Origin of the sequence: Microcoleus sp. Aus8_D2, assembly GCF_036702665.1 — a bacterium.
In the GTDB taxonomy this organism is placed as follows: domain Bacteria; phylum Cyanobacteriota; class Cyanobacteriia; order Cyanobacteriales; family Microcoleaceae; genus Microcoleus.
This window is the reverse complement of record NZ_JAUBUN010000060.1, coordinates 15,914-37,884: the sequence shown is the minus strand read 5'-3', so window position 1 is coordinate 37,884 and position 21,971 is coordinate 15,914. Positions and strand designations below refer to the sequence as shown.

Below are 21,971 nucleotides of genomic sequence, written 5' to 3'. Positions count from 1 at the left end.
GGCTACGCGGTTATCGAGCGAAGTCGAGATACAGCACCAGTCGCTCTTCGGCTAAAATGACTAATGACGGCAGGACTGATGACCACCCTTCGACTTCGCGAGCGGGCGAGATGACTAATGACTACCCAACGCACTTAGTAGTGAGCAATTCCACTGCATCCGAAATAAAACACGCCCCGCCAAACTTATTTAGAACTGGTCTAATATTTTCTGCAACTCCCGATATTTTATCGGGTTCGCAGAAAGCCAGCACATAAATATTATCCAGCATACTCATTGCTAAATCGTCCGATTTACGTCCCCTCGTGGTTTTTCCCGCGACACCGCGAATCACCGAATAACCGGGGACGCCAGCTCTGTCTAAACCTTCTAAAATCTTTGGGAGCTCCACCGAGTTCGCAAAAATTTCTATCCTTTTCACTGCGTCCATAAGTTTACCTCCAAAACATATTGATTCCGTATAGATACATGGGAATGCCTACAACGATGTTAAACGGAAACGTCACTGCTAAGGCTGTTGAAATGTAAAGACTTGGGTTAGCTTCGGGAACCGTCAGCCGCATTGCTGCCGGTACTGCGATGTAAGAAGCACTCGCACACAATACCGAAAATAGCAGGCTATCTCCCTGCGGCATTCCGATGAATTTTGCTATCACTAAACCGACTCCGGCGTTAACTATGGGAATTAGAATTGCAAAGCCGATCAGAAAAATTCCTGCTTCTTGCAAATCTTGAATTCTGCTAGCCGCAACCAGCCCCATGTCTAGCAAGAAAAAAGTCAGAACGCCGTAAAACAAATCTTGAGTAAACGGACTCATAACTTCCCAACCGTGTTCTCCTGTTAGCATCCCCATAATTAGGCTGCCGACTAGCAGAAAAACTGAACTGTTGAGGAAGGCTTCTTGCAGCACTTCTGTCCAAACTATTTCGCGTTTTCCCTCCTCTCCACCGAACACACTCACCAAAATTAGACCGACGATAATTGCAGGGGATTCCATTAATGCTAGCGCTGCTACCATGTAACCGTCAAAGTCGATTCCTTGTTCTTTGAGGAAGGAAGTTGCGGTGATAAAGGTGACGGCGCTGATGGAACCGTAGGTGGCTGCGATCGCCGCAGCATTGTAGGAGTCGAGTTTGATCTTCAGTATGAAGAAAGTATAAACTGGTACTAGCGCTGACATCAGCATCGCTGCCAAGATTGTCAAGGCAACTTGCTGGTTGAAACCGCTGCGGGACAGTTCCACGCCGCCTTTAAACCCGATCGCAAACAGCAGGTACAGCGAAAACAGTTTCGGGATGGGCGCAGGAATTTCTAAGTCAGATTTTAGGAAAATCGCCAGCATTCCCATGAAAAAAGCTAATACTGGTGGATTTAAGATATTTGACGCTACGAGACTCAAATCCACGATCTGTCACTCCCATTTCTGATTTTTTTAATATTACTTCACAAATAATTGTTACACGAGAAGGGATAAATGGAGCGATCGAACTCTGATATATCTTCCTAAAGACAGTTGCAGGTGCGCGGCGCACCCGTTACAACCCGTAAGGTGTGCGCCAATACGGTTCACTTAAGACGACTGATGGTTCGAGAGCCCCTCGCATACCCCCCCTACTCTCCCTGGTTGTAGGGGAGTAGGGGTTGACTTTAAAAGCTTTCTTGTCCCCCCCTTATCAAGGGGGGTTAGGGGGGATCGGTCTTAAGTGAACCGTATTGAGGTGTGCGCTGCACGCCCGCAGCCTCAGTATTTTTCCCTAACTAAGCGACTGCCAAATAAGACTCTAGAGCTTCCGAACCGCCGATCAACTTGCCGTCGATAAACACTTGCGGCACGGTTGTAGCGCCAGTGACGGCTCGCAGCGATCGGGTTGTGACATCCCGGCCCAAGACGATTTCTTCATAATCCAAGCCCTTTTCAGTCAGCATCGCCTTAGCCTTGGCGCAGAAGGGACAGCCCATTTTTGTAAACAGCGAAACTACTTTCGGCTTGGCTGCTGCGGAGTTGATATAGTTGAGCATGGTCTCGGCATCGGACACTTTGAAAGGATCGCCCGGTTCCTCCGGCTCAATAAACATTTTTTCAACCAAGCCATCTTTGACCAGCATCGAATAGCGCCAAGACCGCTTCCCAAAGCCTAAATCTGTTTTGTCTACCAGCATTCCCATGCCTTGAGTAAACTCGCCGTTACCGTCGGGAATTAACGTCACATTGTCTGCTTCTTGGTCTTTTGCCCACTCGTTCATCACAAAAGTGTCGTTGACCGAAATACAAACGATTTCATCTACGCCATTTGCTTTGAAAACTTTAGCCAATTCGTTGTAGCCAGGGAGGTGCGTTGACGAACAGGTGGGAGTGAATGCTCCCGGCAGAGAAAACACTGCTACGGTTTTGCCTGCAAATAAATCATCGGTGGTGACATCGACCCACTCGTTGTCCTTGCGAGTGCGAAACGTGACTTTGGGTACTCTTTGACCTTCGTGGTTCGTCAGCATGATTTTGAATCCTGGGGTAGTGGGGTTAAATTTCTTTGCTTACCTAAGCGTACTCATAACGAGTATGAGTTGTCAAGGGGGGGGCGGGTTTTTTTTTGGGAGGTGGGCGCGCGGGACAGTCAGAAATCGGGTTTCTGGGCAATAGAGCACTTTTTTGGTAAGTGAAGTACAGAAAAACCAGTTTTTATATACAAATCGAAATATAATTTTACAAATATGACTTTTATGATTTAAGGTAAAAGTTTCTGTTCTGTTGTTAAAATCGAGTCGCCTAGACTTTAACAACGGTCAGCCAACTTTGAGCTAAACTCAGAAGCAATACTTCGGACAGTTTTTTAACGGCCCTGTAAGCCTAGGGCGAGGAAGCCCTGCCATTTTTAAGGCATTTTAGGAAACAATACTTCGGACTTAAACCTTGAAGAAATAGTCCAGCATATAGCCAGTCAGGGTTTCAGACACTCGACTAGATCTAAAACTGTCCGAAGTATTGAGAAGGGTTCCAGGGTTGATTACACTTTAGTCAACAGACATTGACTATCTACCGAGAGATTAAAAACCGCCGAGGTGAGGGGGCAGCATTGGGGAATCTGCGAAATATTTGCGCTTCATCGAGCAACTATCCCAAGGCGATTGAGTAATATCAGCAGTCGCTGACCATTGCGCGTAAGGTTCATGAGTGCCAAAGATGGAGAGCCAAACATGATTAGACTACCTGCAATTAAAGTTTTAGCCCAAATTTACGAAAGTGCTAATTCCCTAGTCTATCGAGGAATCCGAGAACCAAATAACCAACCGCTGATCCTGAAAGTCCTCAAAGAAGACTATCCTACCCCTGCCGAACTTGTCCGTTACCAGCAGGAATATGAAATCACCCGCAGCTTTCACTTCGGAGGAGTTGTTAAGGCTTACGAGCTACGAAGACATAACAACACGCTGGTAATGCTATTAGAGGATTTCGGCGGGGAATCTTTAGAGAGATTACTCGAAAAAAGACAGTTTACCTTATTAGAATTTCTCCAAACCGCCATTCAAATCGCTGAAACCCTGGGGAGAATTCATCAGTCAAACGTTATCCACAAAGATATTAACCCGTCCAATATTGTTTTCAACTCTCAAACGGGAGAATTGAAAATTATTGATTTTGGCTTATCCACAGCCTTCTCAAGGGAAAGCACTGCCTTAAAAAGCCCTAATGTTTTAGAAGGGACGTTAGCTTATATTTCTCCAGAACAAACAGGCAGGATGAATCGAGCCATAGATTACCGCACTGATTTTTACTCGCTCGGAGTTACCTTCTATAAAATATTGACAAACCAATTGCCTTTTGACGCTATCGATGCAATGGAGTTGGTTCATTGTCATATTGCTAAACAACCCATACTGCCCCATAGAGTTAATCCCGAAATTCCTCTAGTCGTTTCACAAATCGTGATGAAACTCATGGCGAAAACAGCAGAGGAACGATACCAAAGTGCTTTAGGCATTAGAGACGATTTGGCGATCTGTCTGATGCAACTAGAAAGTTGTGAGAAAATAGAAGATTTTGTTTTAGGCGAACAAGATATTTCTGATAGATTTCAAATCCCACAAACGCTCTATGGCAGGTCAAACCAAATTGAAACGTTACTCGCAGCTTTTGACCGGATAGCTAATGGTTCCAGCCAACTCATGCTCGTTGCTGGTTATTCTGGTATTGGTAAATCATTATTAGTCCAAGAAATCTATAAACCCATTACCGAACGGCGCGGTTATTACATTTCTGGTAAGTTTGACCAATTTCAACGCAATATTCCTTACAGTGCGATCGTCAGTGCATTTCGAGAATTAGTTCGACAACTGCTAACTGAAACGTCTGAACAACTACACGTATGGCGAGATCAACTCCTATCAGCATTAGGAGCCAACGGACAAATTATTATTGATTTCATCCCTGAAGTCGAACTGATTATTGGCAAGCAACCAGTCCTCCTAGAGCTAGCAGCGACTGAATCTCAAAATCGGTTTAATTTAGTCTTTCAAAACTTCATTCAGGTCTTTTGTAAACAAGAGCATCCCTTGGTTATCTTTATAGATGACTTACAGTGGGCAGACTCCGCTAGTCTGAAATTAATGCAGTTAATCATGACTGATGTAGATAGTTCGTATCTACTGCTAATAGGAGCCTATCGGGATAATGAAGTCAGTGCAGCCCATTCCTTAAAAATTACCTTATCAGAAATTCAAAAAGCTGGAGCAACAGTAAATTCTATCTTGCTCTCGCCGTTAGATTTAACTTGTATCAATCAATTAATTGTCGATACGCTTAAGTGCGACGCAGAAAAAGCAAAGCCCTTAGCCGAATTACTGCTTGCCAAAACTCAGGGTAATCCGTTTTTCCTGAAAGAGTTTCTCCAGTCGCTTTATACAGAAAACCTATTATATTTCGATTTTATCAGTGGTAGTTGGCAGTGGAATTTAGAGCAAATTCAAGCACGAGGTATTACTGATAATGTCGTTGAGTTAATGACTCAAAAAATTCAAAAACTACCACAACTGACGCAAGAAGTATTAAAAATGGCTGCTTGTATCGGCAACCAGTTTGATTTAAAGACTCTATCAATTGTAGGTGAAAAGCAGCAAAAAGAAACGGCAAACGATCTCTGGTCAGCCGTGCGAGAAGGTCTAATTGTTCCAGTGGGAGATGATTACAAATTTCTGCAAACAGACCGAAATCCGGATCAATTCAAGGTAGCTTACAGGTTTGTCCACGATCGCATCCAACAAGCCGCCTACTCTCTCATTCCCGAACAACGCAAGCAAGCCTACCATCTGCAAATCGGTCAGCTACTCCTAAATAATACCCCCCTCCAGCAGCAAGAAGAAAAAATCTTTGACATTGTTAATCAACTGAATTTCGGCAGCAACCTGCTTGAAAACCAGCAGAAACGAGATGAATTGGCAAAGTTAAACCTAATAGCTGGCAAGAAAGCGAAAGCCTCAGCCGCTTTTCAACCCGCCCTTACCTACCTAACAAGCGGCTTAGACTTGTTGAAACCCCTTCAGTCCTCCCCTAACAAGAAGGCAAGTGAAGGGGAGTCAAGTTGGCAGACGCAGTACGATACTACACTTGCTCTGTATGTAGAAGCCGCAGAAGCCGCCTATTTGTGCGGTCAATTCGATGAAATGGAGCGATTAGTTCCAGTCGTGCTGCAACAGGGCAAAGTACTGCTGGATAAGGTGAAAGCTTATGAAGTCAAAATCTCTGCTTATCTAGCACAGGATGAGCTATTAGAAGCAGTTAATACTGGACTAACAGTTCTGAAGCTGTTAGGAGTTAGTTTGCCGAAAAAGCCCAGTAAGTTAGATGTCTTACTCGGTTTGACAGGGACAAAGTTAGCCTTGCTGGGGAAACGCATTGAGGACTTAATCGACTTACCGGAAATGACTGCTCCTGATAAGTTGGCAGCAATTCGTATTCTAGCGAGAATAGTTTCTGCCTCCTATAGAGCTGCTCCTAATTTATTCCCACTGGTTATTTTTAAAGGTATAAATATATCGGTCAAATACGGCAATGCTTCCTTCTCCTCAGTGATGTATGTATCTTATGGTTTGATTCTTTGTGGAGTACTAGGAGACATTGAATCCGGTTATAAATTTGGCAATCTAGCTTTAAGTCTATCAGAGCGTCTCAACGCTAGGAGCGTGAAAACTAGAGTAATCTCTATTTTTAATTACTTTATTAGGCATTGGCAGGAGCATGGAAGACAGACGTTACAGCCTTTGCTGCTCGGATATTCTATCGGACTAGAAACAGGAGATTTAGAATATGGGACGTATTGCGTAGAGATGTACTCCTACCATTCCTATTGCACAGGACAGGAGTTAGCTGTTGTTGAGAGAGAGGCAACCAAATACAGCGATGCTATCCAAAAATTAAAGCAAGAGCAAAACCTGCATGAGATTAATCTAAATCGGCAGAGGGCGCTGAATTTGATGGGGCAATCTAAAAATCCCTGCCGTTTAATTGGCGATTTTTTTGACGAGTCGAAAAAACTGCCCCTGCTTATTGAGGCGAATGACGGAACCGCACTTTTTTTTATATATTTTGAAAAACTGACACTCTGTTACCTATTTGGAGAGTACGAGGAAGCCCTAGACAATGCGGCACTAGCGGCAGGATGTGTAGATAATGCAGTAGGGTTGCTGATCGGTACGTTGTTTTACTTTTACGATTCTCTCACACGAATTGCTATATGTTCTTCCACCTCTAAATTTCAGCAGAAACGCTTACTTGACCAGGTGCGAGCTAACCAGAAAAAGTTTAAAAAATGGGCGCATCATGCCCCGATGAATCATTTACACAAGTTTTATCTAGTGGAAGCAGAATTGCACCGGGTTCAAGGAGAGATGATAATGGCAATGGACTATTACAAAAAAGCTATTGCTCTTGCTAAAGAACATGAATACATCAATGAAGAAGCACTAGCGCATGAACTTGCTGCTAAGTTTTATCTTGCTTTAGGTCAAGATAAAATCGCACAAGTCTATATGCAAGACGCTCGTCATTGCTATCTTCACTGGGGAGCAACGGCTAAAGTTAACGATCTAGATAGACGCTACCCACAATTATTACCAAAAAGGTCTTCAGATAGGGGAACTCTCAGCACAAAAACATCTACGCCGCCTACCACAACTGGCTGTAGCACTTCTTCTGAGCTGGATTTGACCACAGTCATGAAAGCTTCACAAACCCTATCTGAGGAAATTGTGCTAGATAAATTGCTGGCGAAATTGATGCGGATTATTATTGAGAATGCCGGAGCGCAAAAGGGCTTTTTGATTCTAGAAATTAAGGGCAAATTGCTGATTGAAGCTGAAGGCTATGTGGATCGAGATGGCGTGACTGTGTTGCAGTCAATCCCCGTCAAGTCGGCGTGGGAACTTGGGGATAAACTTTTAATTTCTCACATACTTGTTAACTATGTGGCTCGCACGCGGGAAAGTATAGTATTGAGCGATGCTGCAAATGACCCTAAATTTGCTAATTCCCCCTACATCAAAACGCATAAGCCTAAATCAATTCTGTGCTTTCCTCTCCAATATCAAGCTAAACTGGTAGGAATTATCTATTTAGAAAATAATCTAACCACAGACGCTTTTACTCCCGATCGCGTAGAACTCTTAAATCTACTCTCCTCCCAGGCAGCAATTTCCATTGAAAATGCCCGTCTCTACAATAATCTCACAGAACTTAACCAAGCTTTTGAGCGCTTCGTCCCCCGCCAATTCCTCCAATTCCTGGATAAAGAAAGCATTGTTGATGTTAAATTAGGCGACCAAGTTCAACAGGAAATGTCGGTACTCTTTTCCGATATTCGCGACTTCACAACTTTGTCGGAAAGTATGACTCCGCAAGACAATTTCAACTTTATTAATGCCTATTTGTCACGCCTGGAGCCAGCCATTACTGCAAACGAAGGATTTATTGACAAGTATATTGGCGATGCAATTATGGCTCTCTTTAGCGGCGAGGCAGATAATGCCGTCAAAGCAGGCATTGATATGCTACATCGTCTTGCCGAATATAATCAACATCGCGCTGCTTCTGGATACGTGCCGATTAAGATTGGCATTGGCATCAATACAGGTTCTTTAATTCTCGGCACGGTTGGGGGAAAAAACCGGATGGATAGCACGGTGATTAGCGATGCAGTGAATTTGGCCTCGCGGATAGAAAGCTTGACTAAAAAATATGGGGTTTCGATGTTAATTAGTCACGAAACTTTCTACTCTTTGCCAGATTCTAACCAGTATGCTATCCGTCTGATCGATCGCGTAGCAGTTAAGGGCAAATCAGAAACGGTATCGATTTTTGAAGTTTTCGATGCCGATCGCCCTGAGACTTATGAGGGCAAGGTAGCTACGAGAACAGTGTTTGAAGAAGCTTTGGTACTCTACCATTTGCAAAAGCTTAGAGATGCGGAGCGATTGTTTGCTGAGTGCCTGCGCCGCAATCCCACAGATAAAGCGGCTCAAATTTATCAACAGCGCTGTATTCAACAAGATCGGGACTAAGGATGCGTTAGCTCAAAAAGAGGCTGGAGCGCTCAACAGGATGAGGCTAGTTGAATTGTTGAGTAAGCAAAAACTCAGGAATGAAAATTATTGACAAAAATCTTAAAATGAAACCCTTGCCTGATAAGGCTTTCAGAGATGCCGTGAAAAGTAAGGCGGAGGCAGGTTTTGTTTGACAAGAAGCGGTTTCAACCGCCGTCTTATCTTATTTCCAATCAAATTTTATCGCCAAATACTCCTCTAATTCCTGATTGTAAGGTTTAAAATAATCATTCAACAGCTCGCGAACCGACTGATTTACCAGCGGATAAGCGCCAGGATTAGCATTTTGGTATTCAGACAATTGATATTCCGGCAACTGTAAAAATGCTAAAACTTGCTGTACAGTCGCCGCCGCACCCGCATACAAATCTTCGCTTTTCAAAATTAATAACTGTTCTCGGGGAAAGAAAGCCAGCCAATTTTTAATAAATTCTATATACCTGCCGCGAGCTAAATAATTCCCCGGTTCCTCGCCGATGATGTATTCTGGGTTTTGATTCAACCGTTCGATTTCGTCGCTAATTGCCCGATCGAGCGATCGCCCTTCCCAGTTTAAGCCCTTTAAGCGGTAAAAATGAGAAATCGCGCGATCGACCGGATTTCGCAACAGCACAATCAGTTTCGCCTCTGGAAACGCGCTGTAGAGACGTTCCGGCGCTTCCCGAGAGTCAAAATAACTCGGACTTGCCTCACCAGTTACAAATTGCTCTCCCTGTAGCATTAGCGGAAAATGAGCCAAATACCAATCAATCCCTCTGTGGAAGTGCCACGAGAAAAAATCCATCTCCTTTTTAATCGGAGTCAAAATTTGCGGGTGTTCAGCTAAATAAGTATACAGAGAAGTCGTGCCGCACCGCTGAGAACCAATAATTATAAACTTAGGAACTTTGACTGCATCTTGTTGTGGAACACGCATATTGCCTGTTTTCTTACTGAGAATATATGCAAAAGTCTGTTTGTAACTGACAGTTTGATAACAGCAAATCGCCTCAGCAATTTTTCCTTGTCTAGTCAAAACTTCCCCCAAATTCAAATAAGGCCAAAAAGCCTCCGGTTGAGCATCAACAACTTCGCGACACAAGTTCTCAACTTCATCCAGCTTATTTTGCTCAATCAAAACTTCCCATAAATTGTAATAAAACCACCAAGGAAGATCGGGATTTATTGCCATTGCTTGCAAAAATGCCACCGCCGCTTCCTCCCCATATTTTTGCTGGCTCAAAACAGCACCTAAATTGTAATAAGACCAGCAATCATCCGGTTTTTGGGCGACTGTGGCGCGGGCTGAGGCTAAAGCGCGATCCTCTTCGAGGGCTTCGCTAACGCACTTTTCCTGCTCCTTTAACAACTCCTCTAATTCCGCTGACAGTTCTTCACAACTCGGCATACTTGTCAAGAGCATTTTGTAAAAAATAATAGCGCTTTTTGGGCCATGATACTTTACTAAACTTCTTCCTAAATCAAAATAAAATTTCTGATTTTCCGATGTAACTTGCAATTTAAATTGTTGTGATAATGACTTTGAGTCAGACTTGGTTTGTCCGAGAGCAGAGCCCAACTTCTCGTAAATTCCCGGCAAATCTCGGTCAATTTCAACAGCTTTTAAATACGCAGCGATAGCTTCATCCCAATATTTAAGTTTAGTTAAAGCGTCGCCTAAATTGCAGAAAGACCAAGCAAAATCCGAGTCGATCGCAATTTCGCAGCGGTAAGCAGCCACAGCATCCTCCCAGCGTTCCAATTTCAGCAAAGCATCGCCCAAATTGTGAAAAGACCACGAAAAATCAGGATTTAACTCAACAGCTTTTGTGTAAGCAGCGACAGCATCCTCCCAGCGTTCGAGTTTCAGCAAAACATCGCCCAAATTGTGATAAGACCAGGAAAAATCAGGATTTAATTCAACAGCTTTGCGGTAAGCAGCAACAGCCTCATCAAACCGACCGCTTTCTTGCAGGGAATTCCCCAAACTGTGGTAATCTTTATCCATGCCCAACTCCTGCAACAGTCATTAACTTTTCCAGCGATTGCAAATCCACGCGCATATCTTTATGTCCGTGGTATTTCTGAGTTGGGTCATCAAACAATTCAGCAATTAAATAGTAATGTTCCAACTCACACAAATTGCTGATAGTCCAAAAGCAACTTGGCACATAAATCGGAGGAAAAATCTCAATTACTTTAGTTCCAGGACTGCAAAAAACTAGATTAGTCAATCCCCCTCCGTGGGGTGCGAGAACTACTTTAGCAGCAGCCAAACACGCGGCTTGTTCCGCTATCGACATCGTTTCCAGTTTGACTGTACGAAACCCAAACTTTTCTAAACAGCCGACAACCTCTTCCTCGTTGACAATTCGCCGATAGGATGCGTTTTCTCGGCTGATATAAATTCGTTCTGAATAATCTGTATTTAGCGACTGCTGTTTATTTAAAAATATTTGTTTGAGATAGTCACACTTCCATTGGGAAACCGCTCCTGCTCCGTCATAAGATATTGACGGAGCTATTAATTTATCTGCGGTAATGTGGAGGTTGCAGCGACTTTCTAAAATTTTATCGGGCGGAATTCCTAAAATATTTAAAGTTTCTGCTTGATAGGAAGAATCGCAGGCATTGACAACAAACTTATCTATAGTTTCTATCAATCCGCTCCGCTGTAAAAGGTCAAAGCGCGTAATCACATCAAACATCCAATGAAAATAAGCGGCTCCACCCCAGCGAGCAGATAAAACAGCCACATTTCCATCGACGTGTTCAGCGTCAGGCAATTTGTCGGAAGTGATAACCAATTCAGCACAACCCATTGAAATATCAGCAACAAGTTTATTGTCTGAAGTAATGACGGCGGTAGTCACAACATCGGCCCAAGCTCGTCCGTTTGGCAGTACGGTAACAAAAGCTTTTCTTGAATGAGTTTGATTCGCCCCAAATCTGCTGTGGCTGTCGATTGTTTTGGAAGTTGATAAATTGATTTCACTCGCAGGATGGATGTCAATGCAGGTGAGGTGCGGATTGGATTCTGCTGCAATTGCCAAATCTTCTGTAAACCCACAGTATTTTTTGAGAACACTTAAGGGTAAGATTTGATTGTTGCATTTTGCCCGATCGCTCTCACCGACATCTCCTTGCTGTTCCAGAGCATCACCGATACTATCGTAGGCTTCAAACAAATCGGGTTTAATTTGCAGTGCTTGAACTAAATTAGCGATCGCCGGTTCCCACTGCTGTTGTGCTATTAAACTCAAACCCAATCCTTCGTAACACCAACAGGATTTGGGATCGAGATTGATGCCTTGTTCGTAAATTGCGATCGCCCTTTCCAATTCCCCTTGATTCCGCAGCGCATCGCCCAGCTTCTTGTACAGCCAACTGTCCTCTGGTTCTAGCTCAACAGCACGACCAAAAGCAACTGCGGCTTCAGACCAATTTTCTAGTGATTCCAGAACTTCCCCCAAACTATTGTACAGCCAACAATCATCGGGATTTAACTCAATAGCTTTGCGGTAAGCCGCCGCCGCTTCCTCCCAATTTTCCACTGCAACTAAAGCCTTACCTAATCTATCGTAAGACCAACAAAAATCGGGATTTAGCTCAATTAATTTGCGGTAACTAACAGCAGCTTCCTCCCACTCAGAAAGCTCCATCAGCACATCGCCTAAATTGTTGTAAGTCCAACAAAAATCGGGATTTAACTCAATAGCTTTGCGGTAAGCAGCAGCGGCTTTGCCGTATTCCTCAATCGACTGCCAAGTTTCGCCCAAAAAGTGGTGAGACCAGCTAAAATTAGGGTTGAGTGCGATCGCCTGTTGGTAAGCCGCCGCAGCTTCGTCAAACAGTTCTTTTTCTTGCAAACTTTTACCAAGCTTGTGGTAAGTTGAGTAGTTGCCAGACTTAATTTTAATAGCTGTCTGATAGCGTTCGATCGCCTCATCCACATAACCCGCATCTGCCGCAATATTCCCCAACTTTTCCCAACCGAGAGACAAAAGAGTTTGCTCTTCCCCCAAATTTTTATTATCAGTTTTTTTGACAATCAGTTGATAGCCTTTGTGCACCACTTCTAACTGACTGGCAAACATCTCCAGAAAAACATCGATTCCGATTTTAGTATCTTGCTCCGGGCTGTCGGGAAACGTAAACTCGTAATCGTCAAAAATCATCAATCCCCCAACTTTCACCAATCTCCAAGATAAAATCGCATCTTGCAGAGCGCTGGTGGGTTTGTGACAGCCATCAACGTAAGCAATATCGTAAAATTCTGAATCCAAGTTTACTAACAAATCTTGAGAGTAACCTTCCAATTCAATTACCTTTTGTGCCGCTCCCGTTTTAACAATATTGCCCTTAAAAGTTTCTTGGAAATACAAATCGATGCAAGTAATCTTTGCCGTCGGATCAGTTAAAATATTGTCCAACAGCCAGCAAGCCGACATTCCTTGAAAACTGCCGATTTCCACAACTTGAAAATCCGCAATTCCCGCAAACTGCTGCAAGTGCCGTTGCCAAATAGGAATATTGTGGGTAAACCAATCTTGAGTAAATTGATAATCTTTCGCCGCACATTCAGGCCAACCCCTCAATTCGCTGGCTTTTTGGTGGCAAACGATCGCTTCTTCCAATTCTCCTAATTGCGGTAAAATATTTCCGAGATCGTTGTAAGGCTGAGAATTGCTCGGATCGATCGCAATTTGGTTGCGGTAAGTAGCGATTTGTGCGTATAACTCCTGTTGTTTCGTCCGAACTTCCTCAAGTTTGGCGACAACTTCCGCAGCATTTGGTTGAATTTGCAGTGCCATGCTATAAAATACGATCGCACCTTCGAGCTGCTTCTGTTTCGCTAAACTATTACCTAAATTTATAAAAAACTGGGTTCCATCTAACTCAATTCCCAGCAAGTTGTGGTAAATTTTCCCGCTGGCAAGTACCTCAATAGCTTGACAGTAAGTTGCGATTGTGCTATCTAAATCCGATTCGCTGCGCTTCCGCAAAACATATCCCAACCTCTGATTAATTCCCCTCAAACTCGGTTCAAGTTGAATCGCGTGCAGGAAAGCAGCAACAGCTTCATCCCAGGATTTTTCGCAGGTTAAGGCAATTCCCAAATTGCAATAAAACCACGGAATATCTGGATTTATTTCAATAGCTTTGCGGTAGGCACTAACAGCTTCTTGCCACAGCTTTTTGTGAGCAAAAGCTTCGCCTAAATAATAGTGCGCCCAATAGGAATTTTGATTAATTGCCAGAGTCTGGCGGTAACATTCAATTGCTGCATCAAACTCGCGCTTTTGCACGAAAATATTGCCCAAACCAAGGTAAGCGCGGGCGTAATTCGGATTTAGTTCGAGGCTTTTGCGGTAACAGGCGATCGCCCGATCGCATTCTCCTCGCTCCGCCCAAGTTTTACCCAAACTGTGGTAAGATTCAAAAGAATCTGGATTGAGGGCAATGGCTTGTCGGTAATTGGCGATCGCCTCATCCCACCGCTTCTGATCGACCAGCATTTCGCCCAAATTGTGATAAGCTGTTGCTAGCTTCGGGTTTAACTTAATTGCCCGCGAATAACATTCAATTGCTTGCTGAAATTTCTGCAATTCAACTAAACTATTTCCCAGAGTGACGTGTTCCTCAGCAGTTGCCCAATTTGGGTCGATATTAAAAGCTTGATACCAAAACTCTGCCGCCTCTTCTCGCCGATCCAACTGCGTCCAAACTCTGGCCAACTGTCGGTAAGCAGCCGCAAAATTCGGTGCTAGGGCGATCGCTTTTTCGCAATTTGCGATCGCCTTTTCCCACTGTTTTCCTTGAAAATACAAACTGCCGAGATTAGCGTAAACTTCCGGCAAATTTGGATTGCGATCCAGTGCCACTTCATACCACTGCTTAGCCTGCTCAATTTCACCTCGAACCTGCATCACCTTTCCCAGAGTCTGACAAGCTACCGCCAAATTCGGTTCAATTTTCAACGCTGACTCGCAAGCAGCAACTGCCTCATTCAACCTCCCCTCGGCTAAATAAACTTCTGCTTGCCGACTCAAATCAACCGCTGCTTTTTCCATCTTCTCAATCGAGGGCATAATTAAACTTACTCCAGACACTAGCTAACCCAAACCCACCACTTCAACCATCCTTTTCAGCGAACTCAAGTTCACCAAAATATCCTCAGTCAGCGAATTCTGATACATCAACTGCCTAATAGGATAGCATTCAAAAGCCTCGCCAGCCAAAAAGTAATGTTCCAACTTTAGATATTGACTGATTCCCCAGTAATAATGGCTGATATAATGAGGCGACATCAACTCAATTACTTTAGTTCCCTGGCTGCAAAAAATCGTATTTGTCAAGCCGCTGCCGTGGGCGGCAACTATCACCTCAGCATGATAAAAATGAGCAATTTGCTCAGCCAAAGACATCGACTCAGGCAAAATAGAAACAAAGCCAGATTGTTCCAAAACCTCAACCACATCTTCCTCATTCAAAACTCTGCGGTATCTCGCTTTGCTGCGGCTGATGTAAATGCGTTTAGGATAACTAGCTTGAGGTATAATTCCCTTGAGAAACTCCCGCCTCAAAAAATCGATCGCCCACCCAGAAGGCCAGCCCAAATATCCCGCAAAAGAAGGTACAATCAACTCTGTTGCTTGTATGTGAGGAATGCGATCGCTCTCCAGAACCTTCTCCTCGGGAATGCCCAGAATCCTCAGACTTTCCCGCTGAAATTCGTGCTGACAACTGTTCACCAAAAACCAATCAATCTCGGCCAAATCCCTACCGCTGCGCCGCAGCAATTCAATCCTCGGCAAAACGTCCACCATCCAGTGAAAATAGACATTTCCCGACAAACCAGAAAGCACCGCCACGCTGCCGTCTATCTGCTTTAAAGGCGGAAAGGATTCTAAGTTAAAAACGCTGTGTTTTCTCACATCATGCTTCTCGCATCCCGGCAACAAACCAGGATAATCTCTAGACACATCAGCCAACAAATAATTATCAGGAGTAATGACAGCAATCGCCTTACAAATCAGCCAATAATTTTGCTGCGGCACAATCCAAACTCGTCCGTCGGGAATCTGTGCCACAAAAGTCTTTGGCGCATCCACAGGTATCGGTTGCGAGTTAGACAAACGGCAAACTCCCCAACCCAAATGCACCGGATCGAACCACTTAGAAATTCGGTGCAAACACAGCCCGCAAGTTAAACCCGCACAATCGGAATTTGCCAACTGCGAATTGGTAACATAAAATTTAGAAGTCGGAAGATTTTCGGCACAGGCTTCTGCTGCGGATTTCCAAACTATCTCAACATAATTGCAGGTATCTAACTTAGCATTAACCAGCCAATCCCAACTCGATAAATAAATACCGCGAGGAGGTTTGATAGAATTGCGATCGGGGGAGATAAAACTCTCTTGTTTCCACTGTTTCGGCTCTCCGTAACCGTGCATTTGCAACTCTAAAACCTGTTGATAATACTCGATCGCCCTTTCCCAACGCCCCTGTTTTTCCAGCAGTTTCGCCAACTCAAAATAAACCTGGGGTAAAGCGGGTTGAATTGTCAAAGCCATGCGGTAAACGGCAATTGCCGCGCCCAAGCGCTGCTGCTGCGCCAAGCAATTTCCCAGCCGCCAGTAAAGCTCTGGATTTTGCGGCTGAATTTGCAAAGCTTTTTGATAATAAGCGGCAGCCGATTCATATCCCCCGTACTCTGTTAAGGCATTCCCCAAATGCAGGTAAATTTCTGCTAAATAATCGCAAATTTCAGCAATCGGGAATTGGGCATCGGGCATCGGGCATCGGGCATCGGGAATTGGGAATTGGGAATCGGGAATTGGGAATGGGGCATCGGGAATTGGGAATTGGTAATCGGTAATGGGGAATTGGTAATTGGTAATTGGTAATGGGGAATCGGTAATTAATCTTCGCTCTTCCCTCTTCCTTCTTCCTTCTTCCTTGGCTTTTACATCCGTTACATCCGTTACAAAATCCGTTGCCGAACTTCCCATCAATGCTGTGAGAAATCGATCGCACGCAGCGATCGCCCTTGACAATTCATCATCATCAACAGCAGCAACTCTGCGCCTTTCTCCCAAACGGCAGTAAGCCTCAACAAAATCTGGCTTCAGAGCTATCGCTCGCTCAAAATAAGCCATGGCTTCGGCAATTTTGCCCAAAACCATCAAAGAAAATCCGGCGTCCGTACAGCCAGAAATATGCTCGGGATTTAGTTCTAGTACGCGATCGAAACAAGCAACCGCCGCCGAATGTTCTCCCTGCAATTGCCAAGCTTTGCCCAAATTGTAGTGAGCCAAAACCATGTCCGGTTCCAACTCGATCGCCCTGAGGTAAGATGCGATCGCCCTGGAGGGACTTTTCTCGTGGAACACCTGGCCCAAATTATTGTGCAGCGTCGCCCAATCCGGCTGAATCTCGATCGCCCGCTGGTAAATCTCGATCGCCTCAGCAGGGCGATCGTCCTTCAGCAAAATCACACCCAGATTGTTGTAAGCTTCCACATAATCCGGCCCGAGAGCGATCGCCTGACGGTAGCTATCAATTGCCGCTTCTAGCTGATTATTTTCATCTAAAACCACAGCGAGATTGTAGAAAGCAAGCAAATAATCGGGTTTTTGGGCGATCGCCTTTCGGTAACAGTCGATCGCCCCCAACAAATTACCCTGGTTGTGAAAAACATTTCCCAAGTTATAATGAACTTCCGCCCAATCTGGTTTCAAATCCAGAGCTTGCCGGTAGTGAAAAGCCGCCTCATCCAGCCAGCAATACTCGCTGTAAAGTTGACCCAAATAAGCATGAGCCAGCACAAACTTGGGCGAAATCTCCAAAGCTTGCACAAAAGCATCTCTTGCCGCCGTCGGATCGCCGCTAGCTTCGAGGATTTCGCCTAAAGTAGTGTAAGCTAGCGGCGAAAAAGGCTGTAGTTCGATCGCCTGATGGCAAAAATCGATCGCCTCAGTTAACTTCCCCCGCTTCAAATAAACTTGGGCTTGCCGGATGTATTCTTCAGTGGTCATTGCTTGCGGTGCAGTTGCGGTTGCTTTACCGCTTCAGGAAAACCTAGAAATTCTGATTTTAAAACTTTGATATTTTCAGACTATGTATATTTTAGGCGATCGGGCGCAGGACACAGCGCCATGCCCATAGGTGTCAACTTAAGTCTGAAATCCTTGATCTCTCTGGTTTGTATCAAGCGTCTCGATCTCCCTCGCATACCCCCTACTCCCCCAAATCGTTGCGGGGACGAAAGAGTAAGTTCTTGTCCCCCCCTGCGTGAGCGGGGGGCGCCAGGGAGATCTGGCTTAACCCAAGGGTATTGATTTATATTTTGTGCGATCGCCCGAGCGATTAATTTTATCAATAACTGTCGATCGATTTCATGACTTACGGACGAAATGCCTCAAATGCTGATCCCACTCCTAGCCGCCCTTCAAAAGGGGGGAACCTGAAAGCCCCCCGAGGAGCGGGGAGTTGGGGGGATCGATGCGTCCTGGACTTGATTTTTTCAACGGCCCCTGCTTGAGTTCCGGCATTGAATATTTAAACCTCACCCCGCTGGTGGCAGAATGAGGTTGAAATCCTTTAAAACTATCGGCTTTTGTGAGAACAGCCCGGAATTTTATCCAGTGCCGCCCCACAACTGCCAGTTGTTTTAGAACAGCTCGAAGTTGTTCGACGTAATCGTCAGACCAGTCTGCAACTGAGCAACCTTCAGCACTCCACTGCCGCCGTTGAAGAACAACGCACCGCTTGTGGGGTCGTAGATCAACTTGTTCGTCGTGGTGGCTCCTGGGTTGGTTTCGCTGAAACCTGAAACGACGACAAACTCGCTGGCATCGAAGCTGCTGCCCAAACCAGCGAACACACCGCCGGACTTCAAGCGGATCTTATCTTCTGCAGGTGTAAAGTCAGTGATCGTGTCTACGCCGTAATCGCCGCCAGCACTCGCGAAGTAGAACGTATCGCTGCCAGCACCGCCAGTCAGGACATCACTTCCTCTGTCGCCAGAGATCAAGTCATTGCCAGCGCCGCCATCAACAGTATCGTTGCCTTTACCGCCGTAGACGCTGTCGTTGCCGTCGCCGCCACCCACTGTATCGCTGCCGTCGCCGCCGTAGACTGCATCGTTACCAGTTCCGCCGAGTACGACATCGTTGCCTTTTTCTCCAGAAACCAAGTCATTGCCAGCACCGCCGTCGAGCAGGTCATTCCCTTTACCGCCAAAGATTCTGTCATCGCCGTCACCGCCAGCGACCACATCGTTGCCGCTGCCTGAAGCAATGATATCGTTGCCGGTGCCACCGCCAACACTGTCATTGCCGCCACCGGAAAAAATGATGTCGTCGCCACCGAGACCGGCAATGACATCATTCTCCCCAAAAGTCAGGATGATATCGGATCCTTCGGTGGCGTTGAACCTGTTAGCGGTTGCCTTGCCGATAATGTTAGAGCCACCGCCACCTCCACCTCCAGGTAGAGTAATTGCTGGTTGTGTTGGATTAGTTACCTGTGTCATTTACACTCCTCCTAAAAGATGAATCACTTTTCTACAATACACTTTTCCCTCCAAAGGGATTCAATAAATGGAACCGGACATCGGTTGAGACCCTAATTGACCCGGCTGCTATAGGCTGTCATGTAATTTAATTTGTCAGCAGGGAGCCGGGAACCGCGAGTTGAATCTTGTATTCGTTGAGCAGCAAGTATCGGTTGTTTTCTGCTTTGGACTCTCGACTCCATCACTCCCTCCTCTAACACGAAAATATTCCAGTTAAACGTTTGTGAGTCTACCATAGGTAGCTTAGGTGCGGCTAGTCATTTTTAAAACTGTAGCTGGGAAATACACATAGACCATTTTTAATGGGAGTATGCTCTCTAGATTGAGAAATTGCACCGCAGTCCTTGGCAACTGTCGCCCGAAAGTTCGATCGCCCGCAAAGGAGGTTGAACTGAGTTGCGATTTTTCAGTAGACTCTGATTGACCAGACTTTTGAGTTCCGCCCATAGTTCCCCAGAAATCTATTTTTTTTAGCTGGCTTTCACAGCAAGCCCGGGCACGTGGCAGTGCCCACATTCAATCAAACCCCACCTCAACAAAGTCCTGGACGCACTCTAGAGGCCGATCGCCTTGATTTTTCCACCGATATTCCTCGCGATCGACTCAGGATTTTCGCTAAACCACCCGGTTTCTCAACGAAAATAGGTTATTTCAGCAATGAGCGGCATCTATCCCGACACTCAGACAATGCAGCGCTTGTGTTGTGAACTTGGGATGAAGGGTGGGCCGCTAGAGTTCTGACGGTACTGTCAGTCGATTTTCCATTTTTCCATTTTTCGATTTGAGATTTTAGATTTACAAGGGCAGATTTACTTGCAGCATTGAATCAAAGGATCCCGAACTTGAGCGTTGCCCGAAAAGCCGGTCGTTGGGTCTAAAATTTTGGGCGGCTCACGGCCCTGCGGGGGCTTGTATCCGTTTTTGGGCGGGGGTAAAAGCTGAGAATAGGCTGCTGCGCATCTTAATTGTCTGTTGGTTCTGGACACAGTGTCAAACAGACAAATCTTTGACCAGCGACCAGCTACTCTTGAGAGTGTTCTTGATAGAATAATGATTAATTTTTTAGCTAATTACCTGAAACAAAATCATTTAAAATTATTTGTTAAAATATATATTATTGCTAATTGTTAACTTTGATCGGCTCATTAACAATTAGCAATTTCCCAGAAATTTGGTTCGGCATTCATATACAAACTGTACTATTTACCCGAGCGCTGTGCTTCTAAGTGAGCTGTTGACCCGTTGGAATAGCTCTGGCTGTCGTAGCTGTAGATGTGAGGGTCGCTCTGGAAAATGTAATTTATCGAAGTAGCGGCATAGTAGGTCAGCGCTAGCAGCGACACTGCATTAAGAATTCGATAAATTCGCTTCTCAGATATTTCGTTCATTTTCACTCCTACTTTTTGTGCAAATAGCAAATTTGGATACAGTGACGGCACTTTTTTTGAGAAGTTCCCGAAAATCCAATACCAGATACAAACTCCTATCGCTCGCCTTCTCAACTCGTGATGCCTCGCAGAAAACAAGTCCTGCTTGAGATTTGAAATAATTTTTGTGGGCTATTTCATATTGCAGTCTCTGCCTTGAATTGTCTATCTAACTGCGGTAATAGTTCGGCAATTTGGGCGACATCGAACTCTACGATTGCCTGTTTAGATCTGCTATAATTTGCAGTTATAGAGCCGCAAAAGCCTACAGGATAAATAGTTTAAGTTTTTTTACACAACCAATGATTTTTCCAAATTCAATTAATTGCGTGCAGATCTCGGAAGTTATAAAACTTATTAATTTAGTCAGCGGCACGCTGAAATATGTCTTAAGTTATACTTGTGCCAGCAACAGACAGTGTTACATTACAGATTAAGTTTGCGCTTGGTGTAGGTGGCAGATAATTTACGATCTAAAAATTGTTGCGGTCGCTGTCCGAAAATCTGGGTATCACACTTTTGAATGACAATTTTGAATGACAATTTTGACTGAGCGGCAACCTGAAATCACGATGCAACCAAATAAAAATAGGCATCAAAAAGCAGAAGGCAGAATTTGAGATCGGCAAAAAAATACTGTTTTGGGATTCAGAATTTTTATTTGATTCTACCTTCTAGGTGCCATTTTTGGTCATAACACAAGATGATTTACTTGATGCCAGGAGCGAGGAACGGGGATAATTTAGGCAAGATGACCCACTGTGCTTGAGTCAGTTAATTCCACAATTTATTAGGATTTTTGCTCAGATTTTGTAGCTTGTACAACAGACTTTCTGCTGGTAATTTGAAAAAGGGATATGGGTAGAACAACAGGCCAAACCAGGGGGCCGAGTAGTAAGGCTACCCAAGAGAGCAAGTCTTTTTTGGATGTCGAAGTATCCTTCCAAAAAACAATGAACCAAACAACAAAAACGATTAAGGAAATCGAAAAATAGCCAATAACGATCATTGTTTTACCTGCCTGCCTATATATGGGATCGAAGTATTGATGATTATTCTATCTCAGGCGGAGGCTCGCCGATCGCAACTTTCCCCCCCCTCGGCTGCAAGTGCCGCCCAAAGTTTCACAAGTCTCCGAGTCCAGAGTCTGCGATGTGGACGATCGGACACACGGACAGACTCCCGCAGCGGCGCGCTGCGCTCAAAGTCTTGCGACCAAGAGTTTTCGAGGTTTCATCTTACTTTGAGGCTACTGTGGCAATCACAGCAAATGCGATCGAGGTCTCTCTTTCTCTGTGATTATACTCACGTATACTCGGAGACTTAGATCACAAGTAGAGCCAAGAAAGATCACAAAGCTTAGCCGACGGCAATCACCCTAGTCTGTTCT

The 21,971-nt window shown here is 44.7% G+C and carries 10 protein-coding genes; 2 read left to right on the top strand and 8 right to left on the bottom strand.

Annotated features, from left to right (window positions below; translation table 11 throughout):
* Positions 1-121 precede the first annotated feature (121 nt).
* The 3 genes from QUB64_RS29830 to QUB64_RS29820 form a co-directional block, all read right to left on the bottom strand.
* The gene (locus QUB64_RS29830; protein WP_333272744.1) at positions 122-430 is read right to left on the bottom strand and encodes a P-II family nitrogen regulator; all 309 of its coding nucleotides are present in this window, start codon (positions 428-430) and stop codon (positions 122-124) included.
* 4 nt (positions 431-434) lie between these two features.
* Complete coding sequence (locus tag QUB64_RS29825; protein ID WP_333272746.1) at positions 435-1,406, bottom strand: sodium-dependent bicarbonate transport family permease; 972 nt, start codon at positions 1,404-1,406, stop codon at positions 435-437.
* A 353-nt stretch (positions 1,407-1,759) separates the two neighbouring features.
* On the bottom strand, positions 1,760-2,494 hold the full coding sequence (locus QUB64_RS29820) for a glutathione peroxidase (protein WP_333272749.1): 735 nt from the start codon (positions 2,492-2,494) through the stop codon (positions 1,760-1,762).
* 699 nt (positions 2,495-3,193) lie between these two features.
* Between QUB64_RS29820 and QUB64_RS29815 the strand changes: the two genes are divergently transcribed.
* Positions 3,194-8,548, top strand: a complete 5,355-nt coding sequence (locus QUB64_RS29815; protein WP_333272751.1) for an AAA family ATPase — start codon at positions 3,194-3,196, stop codon at positions 8,546-8,548.
* 205 nt (positions 8,549-8,753) lie between these two features.
* Here QUB64_RS29815 and QUB64_RS29810 read toward each other — a convergent pair whose 3' ends face one another.
* From QUB64_RS29810 to QUB64_RS29790, 5 genes are all read right to left on the bottom strand, one after another.
* Positions 8,754-10,577: a tetratricopeptide repeat protein gene (locus QUB64_RS29810; RefSeq protein WP_333272753.1), complete on the bottom strand. Its 1,824-nt coding sequence runs from the start codon at positions 10,575-10,577 to the stop codon at positions 8,754-8,756.
* Entirely contained in the window at positions 10,570-14,661 is a 4,092-nt protein-coding gene (locus tag QUB64_RS29805; protein WP_333272756.1) for a tetratricopeptide repeat protein, read from the bottom strand. The genes QUB64_RS29810 and QUB64_RS29805 overlap by 8 nt, the downstream gene beginning before the upstream one ends.
* Positions 14,662-14,685: 24 nt before the next feature.
* Positions 14,686-17,613: a tetratricopeptide repeat protein gene (locus tag QUB64_RS29800; RefSeq protein ID WP_333272759.1), complete on the bottom strand. Its 2,928-nt coding sequence runs from the start codon at positions 17,611-17,613 to the stop codon at positions 14,686-14,688.
* A gap of 635 nt (positions 17,614-18,248) precedes the next feature.
* A complete protein-coding gene (locus QUB64_RS29795; RefSeq protein WP_333272761.1) occupies positions 18,249-19,112 on the bottom strand; it encodes a calcium-binding protein in 864 nt (287 codons plus the stop codon).
* Between the two features lie 1,241 nt (positions 19,113-20,353).
* The gene (locus QUB64_RS29790; RefSeq protein WP_333272764.1) at positions 20,354-20,542 is read right to left on the bottom strand and encodes a hypothetical protein; all 189 of its coding nucleotides are present in this window, start codon (positions 20,540-20,542) and stop codon (positions 20,354-20,356) included.
* A gap of 1,047 nt (positions 20,543-21,589) precedes the next feature.
* On the opposite strand from QUB64_RS29790, the gene QUB64_RS29785 reads away from it, so the two are divergent.
* Entirely contained in the window at positions 21,590-21,880 is a 291-nt protein-coding gene (locus QUB64_RS29785) for a hypothetical protein (protein ID WP_333325664.1), read from the top strand.
* Positions 21,881-21,971 lie beyond the last annotated feature (91 nt).